This is a genomic window from Streptomyces sp. NPDC051740 (assembly GCF_044453165.1).
Lineage (GTDB): Bacteria > Actinomycetota > Actinomycetes > Streptomycetales > Streptomycetaceae > Streptomyces > Streptomyces atrovirens.
The window spans coordinates 455,803-468,545 of record NZ_JBITCL010000004.1 but is presented as its reverse complement, the minus strand read 5'-3'; the positions used below and the strand labels follow the sequence as shown (position 1 = coordinate 468,545).

Genomic DNA, 12,743 nt, shown 5'->3' with positions numbered 1-12,743 from the left:
ACGGCGAAACGCTCGATCTGCCCGGCAGCCAGACTCGCGATACCCCGATGCGAGACCGCGACACCCTTCGGCCGGCCCGTCGAACCCGACGTGTGGATCACGTAGGCCAGCGACGCCACATCAACGGGGGCCAGGTCATCGGCCGAACGGCCGGAGAGATCAGCGGCAGCCAGCCAGGCCTCGTCGACCACGAGTACGGGCGCGACATCGTCGAGGATGTGCGCGATGCGCTCCGCCGGATACTCCGCATCGACCGGGACGTAGACCGCCCCCGCCTTCATCACGGCCAGCAGCGTGACCACCAGATCGGCCGACCGCGGCAGCGACACCGCCACACACCGCTCCGGACCCGCCCCGTGCGCGATCAGCAGCCGCGCAAGCCGGTTGGCACGGGCGTTCAACCCGGCATAACTCAGCCGCACACCCTCGAACACCACCGCCGTCGCATCCGGAGTCCGCCCCACCTGCGCCCGGAACAACTCCGGCAACGTACCGACGGACACCACACGCCCAGTGGCGTTGAAGTCGTCCAGCAGCATCCGACGCTCATCGGCGCCGAGCGCGTCGATGCGTCCGACCGGCAGCTCCGGTTCCTCCGCCATGGCCGTCAGGATGCGCAGCAAGCGGTCCATGACCGTGCGTGCCGCCTGCTCGGTGACCGTGCCGGGCTGGTGGTCGAGGCGGAAGTGCAGTTCTTCGCCGGGAGTGGCGACGAGGCCGTAGGTGTAGTGCACGGCGTCACGGGTGCGGGCGCCGGTGAGCTCGATGCCGGTTCCGGCCGCGACGGTGTTCAGGGTCTCGGCGTCCAGGGGGTAGTTCTCGAACACGAGGGACGTGTCGAAGAGTTCCCCGAAGCCGATGGCGCGCTGGATGTCGGCGAGCCCGAGGTGCTGGTGCTCCAGCAGTCGGGCCTGCTCACGCTGGGCGCGTGCCAACAGCTCGCCGACGGGCTCCGCGGAGTCGACGCGCAGCCGCGTCGGCACGGTGTTGATGAACAGGCCGATGGTGTCCCACGCACCGTCCGCCTCGGCCGGGCGGCCGGAGACGGTGACGCCGAACGCCACGTCGTCGCGGCCCAGTTGGCGGGCCAGGAGCAGTCCCCAGGCGGTCTGGACGGCCGAGTTGAGCGTGACGCCCAGCGTGCGCGTCCGTTCGGTCAGCCGGGCGGTGAGCGGGGCGGGCAGGGCCGCCTCGACGGTGCCCGGGAGCAGTGGGGTGCGGCCGGGGTCGGAGGCGGCGACAAGTGTCGGCTCCTCGAATCCGGCGAAGGCCTCGCGCCAGGCGGCCTCGGCGGCGACGCGGTCCTGGCCTGCCAGCCAGACGAGGTGGTCCCGGTAGGGTCTGACCGGCGGCAGCGGGTCCTCGCCCCGGTACAGCTCCAGCAGTTCGCGTACGACGACGGGCAGGGACCAGCCGTCCCACAGCACGTGGTGCGAGGTGATCGCCAGCCGGTGGCTCCGGTCGCCCAGCCGCAGCAGGGTGAACCGCACGAGCGGGGGCCGGGCGGGGTCGAAGCGGCGGGTGCGGTCGGCGTCGAGCAGCCGCCGGGCCTCGCGCTCCCGCTCGACCTCGTCCAGTGCGCCGAGGTCGGCCTCCTGCCAGGGCAGCGGCACGTCGCGCAGCACCGCCTGCACCGGGGTGCTCAGGTTCTCGTGCAGGAAGGCCGCCCGCAGGTTGGGGTGCCGCTCCAGCAGCGCGACCGCGGCCGCGCGCAGCCGGGCGGTGTCCGGCTCGCCCTCGATGTCGACGGCGAGCTGCACGGTGTAGACGTCGCCGGACTCCTCGTCGAAGGAGTGGTGGAAGAGCAGCCCCTCCTGGAGGGGGGAGAGCGGCAGGACGTCCTCCAGGCGGCCGGTGAAGCGTCGCTCCAGTTCCTCGATCTCGCGCTGGCCGAGCCGCGCGGGGGCGATGTCGGAGGGCGTCAGGCCTCCCGCGTCCGGCCGGTCGGCCAGGGCGGCGAAGCCGCGCAGGGCCTCGAACCACTCCTCGGCGAGCAGGCGCACGCGGTCCTCGTCGAACAGGCGGCCGGCCCAGGTCCAGGTGGCGACGAGTTCGGGTCCGTCGGGGCCGTCCTCGGCCAGCGCGTTGAGTTCCACGGCATGGGCGAGGGGCAGGCCGGCGTCGGCGGAGCCGCCGATGCCGTTGCTGCCGGGCAGGACGCCGAAGCCGGACTCGTCGCCCGTGGTCGCGCGGCCCAGGTAGTTGAAGCCCAGCGCGGGCGTGGGCAGCGTGGCCAGTTCGGCGCGGGCCTGTGTGTCGAGGTGGCGCAGTACGCCGTAGCCGAGGCCGTGGTCCGGCACGGCGCGCAACAGTTCCTTGGTGCGCTTCAGCAGCCGGTCGGCCCGGGGCCCGCCCGCGCGCAGTCCGGCACGCGCCTCGGCGTCCGGCGCGCCCGCGTCGAGCCGCACCGGGTACAGGCTGGTGAACCAGCCCACGGTCCGGGAGACATCGGCGTCGTCCGCGCCCAGCGCGTCACGGCCGTGGCCCTCCAGGTCGACCAGCACGGTCGGGTCGTCGGTGCCGCGCCAGGCGGTGACGGCCGCCGCGAACGCGGCGAGCAGGACGTCGTGGGGACGCGCCCGGTAGCGGGTGGCCGCGGTGGTCAGGACGGCCCGCGTCACCTCGGCGGGCAGCCTGAGCCGCAGTGAGGCCGCGGTGCCGTGGGTGTCGAGGGCGGGGTCGGGGGCGGGGATGCCTGCAGTACCACGGGCATCCGGCGCGGCGCTGCCCGGATCCGTCAGTACGGCTCGCCAGTAGGGAAGTTGTGCGCGATACACCCCGTCGGCGGCTGCCGCGTGGCGACGCCGCGACCAGGAGCGGTAGGACAGGCTCGGCGCGGCGAGCGCGGGGGCGCGGCCGGTGGTGGCCGCCCGTCCGGCGTCGGTGAGGTCGGACAGCAGGATGCGCCATGACACGCCGTCGACCACCAGGTGGTGGGCGACCAGGACGAGTCGGCCGGACGCGGCCGGGCCACGGTCGAACCACACCGCCTGGAGCATGACGCCGTCGCGCGGCGCGAGCCGGGACCGGGCGGCCGTGGCGTGCTCGGTCATGAGCTCGTCCAGCTCGGCGTCACCGGCCCCCTCCGCGCCGACGCGGCGCAGCAGCGCACCGGCCGCCACCGAGCCGCGTTCACCGACCGTGAGGGACCACGGCTCGCCGTCGGACAGGCGCGTCCGCAGGGCGTCGTGGTGGTCGAGGACGGCCTCCAGGGCCGTCAGCAGCTCCCGGCGGCCCAGTCCGGTGGGCACGCTCACCGCGAGGGACTGGGCGAACCCGTCGACGGGACCGCCGCGTTCGGCCAGCCAGTGGGCCATGGGCGGCAGCGGCAGCGCGCCCACCGCGACGTCCGGCTCCTCGGTGGCGCCGGATCCGGCGCGGGCCGCGACGGCGGCGAGGCCTTCGACGGTGCGCTGCTCGAACACGTCGCGCGCGGTGAGGACGAGTCCCCGCTGCCGGGCGCGGCCGACCAGCTGGATCGACATGATGCTGTCGCCGCCGAGGTCGAAGAAGCCGTCGGTGACGCTCACCCCGGGCAGGCCGAGCACCTCGGCGAACAGGCCGCACAGGGTGTGTTCGGTCTCGGTGCGCGGCGTCCTGCCGCCGCCGGAAGCCGGCAGCTGCGGGGCGGGCAGGGCCCTGCGGTCCAGCTTGCCGTTCGGCGTCAGCGGCAGTTCGTCGAGGGTGACGAAGGCGGACGGCACCATGTACGCGGGCAGCGTGGCCGCCAGGTGGTCGTGCAGCGGGCCGTGTTCGACCGGGCCGTGCGCGGCCAGGACGTAGGCGACGAGGCGACGGTCGCCGGGGCGGTCCTCGCGCACCACCGTCTGCGCCCAGGCCACGTCCGGGTGGCCGGCCAGCGCGGTGTCGATCTCGCCGAGTTCGATGCGCAGGCCGCGGATCTTGACCTGGTGGTCGGTGCGGCCGAGGTACTCCAGCGCGCCGTCGGCCCGCCACCGGGCCAGGTCGCCGGTGCGGTACATGCGGGTGCCGGCCGGTCCGTGCGGGTCGGCGACGAAGCGCTCGGCGGTGAGGTCGGGCCGGCCGAGGTAGCCGCGGGCCAGGCCGGTGCCCGAGATGTACAGCTCGCCGGGGGTGCCGACCGGCACCGGCCGCAGCCCGCCGTCCAGCACCCGCGTCCGGATGTTCCAGATGGGCCGGCCGATCGGCACCGAGGTGCCGGTGTCGTCCGGGGCGCAGTCCCAGGCGGTGACGTCGACGGCGGTTTCGGTGGGACCGTACAGGTTGTGCAGTGCGGCCGGCAGGAGCCGGTGGAACTGCTGTTGCAGGTCGCGCGGCAGGGCCTCGCCGCTGCACACGACGCGGCGCAGCGAGGTGCAGGACATCGCCGTGGGCTCCTGGAGGAAGGCCTGGAGCATGGACGGCACGAAGTGCACTGTGGTGACCTGCTGGGCCTGGATCAGCCCGGCGAGGTAGGCGGCGTCGCGGTGTCCCTCGGGCCGGGCGACGACGAGGGTCGCGCCCACGGCGAGCGGCCAGAAGAACTCCCACACCGACACGTCGAAGCCGGACGCGGTCTTCTGCAGGACCCGGTCCGTGGCGTCGAGCCCGTACGCGTCCTGCATCCACAGCAGACGGTTGGCGATGGCCGCGTGGCTGACGACGACGCCCTTGGGCCGCCCGGTGGAGCCGGAGGTGTAGATGACGTAGGCGGGGTGGGCGAGGCCGAGGGGCACGGTGCGGTCGGCGTCGGTGAGGTCGGTGCCGGGCAGCGTGGCGGTGTCGGCCTCGTCGACGAGCAGGTGCGCGGCGGCGGACGCGGGCAGCCGGCCGGCCACGTCGCCGCGGGTCAGCACCAGTTCGGGGGCGGCGTCGGTGAGCAGGTGGGCCATGCGGTTCGCCGGGTAGTCGGTGTCGACGGGCAGGTAGGCGCCGCCCGCCTTCACCACCGCGTGGACGGCCACGACGAGTTCGATGGAGCGGGGCAGGGCGATCGCCACCCGCCGCTCGGGGCCGACGCCCTGCCGTACCAGGAGCCGGGCGAGCCGGTTGGCGCGCTGGTTGAGCTCGGCGTAGGTCAGCCGGGTGTCCTCGAAGACGACGGCGGTGGCGTCCGGGGTGCGGGCAACCTGCGCCTCGAACGCGGCGGGCAGGGTGGCCGGCGCGATCGGGTGGGCGGTGTCGTTGAAGGTGTCGAGCGTCAGCCGCCGTTCGTCGGCGGTGAGCACGTCGAGTCGCCCGGTGGGCCGGCCGGAGTCCTCGGCGAGCGCCTGGAGGATGCGCACCAGCCGGTCCGCCACGGCCTGCGCGGTGGCGTGGCCGACGAGGTCGGGCTGGTGGTCGAGGCGCAGCCGCAGGGTGTCGCCGGGGACCACGACCAGGCCGAGCGGGTAGTGCACCGCGTCGTGCGCGCGGACCTCGCCGACCCGCAGGCCGACCGTCTCGGTGAGCTCGGTGAAGGCGGCAGCGTCCAGCGGGAAGTTCTCGAACACCACGGAGGTGTCGAAGAGTTCGCCGATTCCGGCCGCGCGCTGGATGTCGCTGAGCCCGGTGTGCTCGTGCTCCAGCAGCCGCTGCCGCTCACCCTGCACGCGCCGCAGCAGGTCGCCGAGCGGCTCGGCCGGGTTCAGGCGCACCCGCAGCGGAACGGTGTTGATGTACAGCCCGACACAGTCCTCGATGCCGTCGATCTCGGCGGGCCGTCCGGAGACGGTCACGCCGAAGGTGACGTCGTCGCGGCCCAGGGTGCGCGACAGCGTGAGCGCCCAGGCCGCCTCGACCACCGAGTTGAGGGTGACGCCGAGGGCGCGGGCCCGTTCGGTGAGTGCCGTCGTAGCAGGAGCGGACAGGGCGGTCTCCACCCGTTCCGGCCGGACCGGAACCCGGCCGGCGAACGCGGCGGCGATCCGCGTCGGCTCCTCGACGTCTGCGAACGCCTCCCGCCAGGCCTGTTCGGCCGCGCCCCGGTCGCGCCCGGCGAGCCACCGCAGGTGGTCGGCGAAGGGCCGCGGCGCGGCCGGCGCGGAGGTGCCGCGGTACAGCTCCAGCAGCTCGCGCAGCAGCACGGGCAGTGACCAGCCGTCGAGTACGGCGTGGTGCACGGTCAGGGCCAGCACGGCGCGCTCGGTGCCGGTGCGGGCGAGCAGGAAGCGGACGAGCGGGGGCCGGTCGAGGTCGAAGCGGCGCTCGCGCTCGCCGACGAGCCGCCCGTGCAGCGCCTCTTCGTCCGCGGCCCCGGTCTCCTGCCAGTCCAGGGGTACGTCGGCGTGGACCACCTGCACGGGCCGGCTGAGCCCCTCGGTGGGGAAGCCGGCGCGCAGCGCGTCGTGCCGGGCGAGCAGCGCGGCGGCGGCGGCCTTCAGGGCGGGCACGTCGAGCGCGCCGAGGAGTTCGACGGCGACCTGCACGGTGTAGACGTCGGGGGCGCACTGGTCGAAGACGCTGTGGAAGACCAGACCTTCCTGGAGCGGGGTCAGCGGCAGCACCTCGGCCGACGCGGGCAGGTGCGCCCGCAGCGCGGTCAGTTCCTCCGCGCCGAGGGGTACGTCGAGGGGGGTGTCGCCGGGTACGTCGGCCGCGGTGTCGTCCGCGCCCTGCGGTACGGCCTCGGCGAGCGCGGCGACCGTGCGGTGGGCGAAGACGTCCTTGACGGCGACGCGCAGTCCGGCCCGGCGGGCGCGGCCGACCAGGCGGACCGCGACGATGCTGTCGCCGCCGAGGGCGAAGAAGCTGTCGTCGATGCCGACTTCGGGCACTCCGAGGACCTCGGCGAACAGGGCGCACAGCGTCTTCTCCAGCGCGGTGCGGGGCACCGCGCCCAGGACCGCGCCGGTGAGGTCGGGGGCGGGCAGGGCCGCCCGGTCGAGCTTGCCGTTGGGGGTCAGCGGCAGCGCGTCCAGCGTGACGAACGCCGACGGGACCATGTACTCGGGGAGGGTCCGCGCCAGGTGGGCGCGGAGTTCCTCGGGGGCAGCTGTGCCGACGACGTATCCCACTAGGCGCTTGTCGCCGGGGCGGTCCTCGCGCACCACGACCGCGGCCCGGGACACCGCCGCGTGGCCGAGCAGGGCGGCCTCGATCTCGCCGGGCTCGATGCGGTAACCACGCACCTTCACCTGGTGGTCGACGCGGCCGAGGTACTCCAGCTCGCCGTCGGCCGACCAGCGCACCAGGTCGCCGGTGCGGTACATGCGGGTGCCCGGGGCGCCGTGCGGGTCGGCGACGAACCGCTCGGCGCTGAGGCCGGCCCGGTCCAGGTAGCCGTGGGCCAGGCCCGCGCCGGCGATGTACAGCTCGCCGGGCACGTGGGCGGGCGCCGGGCGCAGGGCCGAGTCCAGCACATAGACGCGGGTGTTGCCGACGGGGCGGCCGATGGAGCCGCGTGCGGCGCTGTCACCGGCGACCTCGCCGGCCGTGGACCAGACGGTGGTCTCGGTGGGCCCGTAGAGGTTGGTGACCGACCGGGCCGTGGCCAGCAGGCGGCCTGCGAGGTCGGCGGGGAGTGCCTCGCCGCCGACGAGGACGCGCAGCCCGGCGGGTGCCGTCGGGAACTCGTCGGTGAGGGCCCGCCACAGGCTGGGTGTCGCCTGCATCACCGTCGCCCGGGAGGTGCCGATCAGGTCGGCCAGCGCCTGCGGGTCCCGGGTGGTGTCCTTGTCGGCGAGCACCACGCGTGCGCCTGCCAGCAGCGGCAGGTACAGCTCCAGGGCGGCGATGTCGAAGCCGATCGTCGTGACCGCGAGCAGCTGGTCCTCGACGGTCAGGGCGAACAGCCCTGCCATCGAGTCGAGGAAGTTGACCAGGGCGGCGTGCCCGACGACCACTCCCTTGGGGCGGCCGGTCGAACCGGAGGTGTAGATCACGTACGCGGGGCTGTGCGGCGGGACCGGCGCCAGGTTGTCCGGCGCACGGTCCTCGGTGCGGGCGCCCTCCAACCAGTTCTCGTCCACGACGAGGACGGGCCGGGAGTCCTCGATCATGTACGCGATGCGGTCGGCGGGGAAGTCCGGGTCGAGCGGTACGTACGCCGCGCCGGACTTGGCCACGGCGAGCAGCACGGTGACGAGGTCGGCGGAGCGCGGCAGCCGGACGGCGACCCGGCGCCCGGGGCCCGCCCCCTGCTCGGCCAGCAGCCTGGCCACACGGTTGGCCCGGGCGTTGAGCTCGCCGTAGGTGAGTCCGCGGTCGCCGCAGAGCACGGCCGTGGCGTGCGGGGAGCGGGCCGCGACGGCCTCGAAGAGCTGCGGCAGCGCGTCGGCGGGCACGGCGCGGTCGGTCGCGTTCCACTCTTCGAGCAGCGTCACGCGTTCGGCGTCGGCGAGGACCTCCGCGCGTCCCGCGGGCGTCGAGGGGTCGTCCGCGAACTGGCCCAGGACGCGGGCGAGCCGGGCGACGGTCCGCTCGGCCTCGGCGGCCCCGATCAGGTCGGGCTGGTGGTCGATCCTGAGCCGGAGCCGCTCGCCGGGGTGGACGACGAGGCTCAGCGGGAAGTGGGCGCCCTCGTGGGCACGGGCGTCCAGGAGCCGCAGACCGGCCCGGTCGGCCAGGGTGCCGAGGGCGGCGCGGTCGAGGGGGTAGTTCTCGAACACCATGGAGGTATCGAAGAGTTCACCGATCCCGGTCCACCGCTGGAAGTCGGCGAGACCGATGTGCTGGTGCTCCAGCAGGGCCGCGCGCTCCTGCTGGATGCGTGCGGCGAGGGAGCCGAGGGGCTCGGCAGGGTCCAGCCGGACGCGCAGGGGCAGTGTGTTGATGAACAAGCCGGCCATGTCCTCCACGCCGCCGAGTTCGGCGGGGCGGCCGGCCACCGTGGTGCCGAACACCACGTCGGTGCGGCCCAGCAGCCGGGACAGGACCAATGACCAGGCGGCCGTGGTCAGGGAGTTGAGGGTGACGCCGAGTTCGCGGGCACGCCGTCCCAGGCGGTCGGTGAGCTCGGCGGGCAGGTCGTGCTCCACGTGCGCGGGGGGCACGGGGGTGCGGCCGGGCACGGCCGGTGCGAGCAGGGCGGGCTCCTCGAACCCGTCGAACGCGGCGGTCCATGCCTGCCGGGCGGCCTCGGTGTCCTGTGCCGCGAGCCACGCCAGGTAGTCCCCGTAGGACCGTGCTTCGGGCAGCGGCCGCTCGCCCGCGTAGGTGTGGAGCAGGTCGCGGACGACGACGGGCAGGGACCAGCCGTCGACGACGGTGTGGTGGGCGGTGAGCGTCAGGACGTGGTGCTCGGCCGCCGTACGGACCAGCAGGAAGCGCACGAGCGGCGGCCGGTCCAGGGCGAAGCGCGTGGCGCGCTCCCGTGCCAGCAACGCGTCCAGCGCCTGCTCGTCCTCGGCCGTCTCCTCCCGCCATCGCAGGGGGACTTCGGCCGGTACGACCTGGACGGCGCGGCTCAGTCCTTCGTGCCGGAATCCGGCGCGCAGCGCGTCGTGCCGGTGCAGCAGGGTCGCGGCCGCGGCGCGCAGGGCGGTGGTGTCGAGCGGACCGCCGAGTTCGAGGACGGCCTGGACGGTGTAGAGGTCGGGCTGGTCCTCGTCGAAGACGCTGTGGAAGAGCAGGCCTTCCTGAAGGGGCGTCAGCGGCAGGACGCGGGCCCCGGGCGGGGCGTCGACGAGGGCGAGTTCGTGCCGCGGCAGGGGTTCGGGCAGCGTGTACGTCCCGGTGTCCGCCGTGGGCCGGGCGACGGCGGCGAGGGCCTCGACGGTGCGGTGCACGAAGACGTCGCGGGCGGTGAGGGCGAGGTTCGCACGGCGGGCCCGGGAGACGAGCCGCAGGGCCAGGACGCTGTCGCCGCCGAGGTCGAAGAAGCTGTCGTCGACGCCGGCCCGCTCCACGCCGAGGACCTCGGCGAACAGGTCGCACAGCCGGGTCTCGGCGGCGGTGCGCGGGGCGCCGCCCCGTGAGGTGAAGGAGGGTGCGGGCAGGGCGGCCCGGTCCAGCTTGCCGTTGGGGTTGAGCGGCAGCGCCGGCAGCGTGACGAACGCGGAGGGCACCATGTAGTCCGGCAGGGCCTGGGCCACTCGGGCACGCAGCTCACCGGTGTCGGTGCCGCCGACGACGTAGGCCACCAGCCGCTTGTCGCCCGGACGGTCCTCGCGCAGCACGACGGCGGCGTGCTCCACGGCGGGGTGGGCGGCCAGGACCGCCTCGATCTCGGCCGGTTCGACGCGGAAGCCGCGCACCTTCACCTGCTGGTCGGCGCGTCCGAGGTAGTCAAGCTGTCCGTCGGCGGTCCAGCGAGCCAGGTCGCCGGTGCGGTACATGCGCTCGCCCGTGGCGGAGAAGGGGCAGGCCACGAATCGTTCGGCGGTCGGGCCGGGCCGGCCGAGGTAGCCGCGGGCCAGGCCGACGCCCGCGATGTACAGCTCGCCGACGGTGCCGGCCGGGACCGGGCGCAGGGCGTCGTCGAGGACGAAGGCGCGGGTGTTGGCGATGGGGCGGCCGATGCGCACGGTGCCGGCGGTGACGTCGGCGTACAGGCTGTCGCCGCTGGCCTCGGAGGAACCGTACAGGTTCAGCAGGCGGGCTCCGGGCAGCGCGGCGCGGAACCCGTCGGCGTGGGCCGGGGGCAGCGCCTCGCCGCTGGTCACCCACAGCGTGCACGGCGCGAGGGCACCGGCGTCGTCGCCGTCCAGGAGTTCGGCGAGGAGGCTGGGCACGAGGGTGATGCGGCCGACGCGGTGCCGGGCGACGAGGTCGGTCATCGCGGCGGCGCTGCGGGCGGCTTCGGCGCCGCAGAGCACGACGGGCACGCCGTGCACGAGCGGGCCGAGGAGTTCGGTGGTGCCGTCGACGAAGCTGAGGGAGCTCTTGGCAAGCACGGGCCGCCCGTCGGAGGGGAACTCCTCGCCGAACCACAGCAGCCGGTTGACGGCGCCTTCGTGGAGGCCTGCCACGCCCTTGGGGACGCCCGTGGATCCGGAGGTGTAGACGAGGTACGCCGGATGGGCGGGGGTCAGTGGCCGGGGGCGGTCGGCGTCGGTGGGGTTGCGCGCGGGCCGGCCGGTGGTGTCGAGGGCGTCGAGGATCAGCACGTCCCCGCCGTGCGGCGGCAGGCCGGCGGCGAGTTCGGTGGTGGTCAGGACGAGGCCGGGCCGTGCGTCGCCGAGCATGTGGGTGATGCGGTCGGCCGGGTAGTCCGGGTCGACGGCCAGGTAGGCGGCGCCGGACTTGAGTACGGCGAGCAGGGCGACGACCAGGTCCGCCGAGCGCGGCAGCACCAGGCCGACGTGCTGGTCGGGGCCCGTCCCCCGGGTGAGGAGCAGGTGGGCGAGGCGGTTGGCCCGGGTGTTGAGTTCGGCGTAGGTGAGGGTGCCGCCGTCGTGGTGGAGGGCGGGTGCGTGCGGGGTGCGGGCCACCTGCGTCTCGAACAGCACGGGCAGGGTGGCGGCGGTCCGCTCGCGCGCGGTGGCGTTCCAGACGTCGAGGAGCGTTTCGCGTTCGGCGTCGGTGAGCAGTTCCAGGGCGGCGACCGGCCGGCCGGGGTCGGCCGTGGCGCGCCGCAGGAAGGTGGTGAACCGGTCCTGGTGGCGGGCGAGTTCGTCCTCGGTGTAGAGCTCGCGGTTGCCGCAGAACTCCAGTTGTGTCTCACCGGTGCCGGGCGTGCGGTAGGCGTTGACCGTCAGGTCGGCGATGGGGCCGTTGGCGAGCTGACGGCGCACCGCGGTGCAGGCGCCGAAGCGGGTCTCCTGGTCGAAGGCCATCACGTTGACCTGCGGGCCGGTCAGGGCGCCGGCCTCGGCGGACAGGCCGAGCCGGGCGCGCAGGGCCTCGCCGCGGTGGCGCTGGTGCCGGATGGTCCGGCGGATCCGTTCCTCCGCCTGGTCCACGAGGTCGGCGAAGGTGGCGTCCGGGCGGACGGTGAGGCGGACGGGGACCTCGTTGGCGAGCATCGCGGGTGTGCTCAGTTCCGCGCGCGAACGCCGCGCGGCCATGGGCATGTTGACGATGATCTCGGACCGGCCGAGCAGGCGGTGCACATAGGCCGCGGTGGCGGCGACGACCGTAGCGGACAGGCTGCCGACACCGCCGTCGGCGAAGGGGCCGAGGACCTCCGGCGACAGGGGCGTGACCAGGCGCAGTGTGCTCGGCGTGGCAGGGGCGACCCGCCCCGCGAGCGGGGTGCCCTCGTGGTGGTCGGCGAACTCGGCCAGCCAGTGGGCCGCGTCCGTGGCGTGCCGCTCGGAGGCGAGGTAGGCGGCGTCCTCGGCGAGCAGGTCGGCGAGAGGTACGGCGGTCGGTGCGGACGGGGCCAGGCCCTGTTCGAACGCGGTGTACAGCTCCGCGAGCCGGCGGATGTAGAGGTGCTGGCCGAAGCCGTCCAGGACGATGTGGTGGTAGCGGAAGTACAGGACGCTGCGCCGCTCCCCGGTGGTGAACAGGGCGTGCGTGTACGGTGCTTCACGGCCGAGGTCGGTGGCCCGGTCGAGGTCGGCGGCCGTCCAGGCCTCGATCTCGGCCTCCGCCTCCGGCCGGTCCGTGAGGTCGACGACGTGCAGTTCGGGCTCACCGGCCGGCTCGACGGTCAGCCGGGGGCCGTCCGCCGTGTCGTGGAACCGGGTGCGCAGCGTCTCGGTCTCGGCGACGGCCCGGGTGACGGCCCGGCGCAGGGCGTCCTGGTCGAGCCGTCCGGTGAGCGTGTAGGTGACACCGCAGTTGTAGAAGGGGTTGTCGGGTGCCATGCGCTGGGCCACCCAGATGCCAGTCTGCGCGGCGGACACGGTGTGGAACGTGTTGCTGACGTCGGACACGGTGCTTCCCATCCCCCAGGGCGCTGCGGTGTGCGTGGA

1 protein-coding gene is annotated in these 12,743 nt (G+C 74.6%); it reads right to left on the bottom strand.

Going from position 1 to position 12,743, the window contains the following annotated elements; genetic code table 11:
• Nucleotides 1–12,704: amino acid adenylation domain-containing protein (locus ACIA6T_RS09965; protein WP_399446056.1), on the bottom strand; the 12,704-nt coding region annotated here is incomplete at its 3' end.
• Between the last annotated feature and the right edge of the window lie 39 nt (nucleotides 12,705–12,743).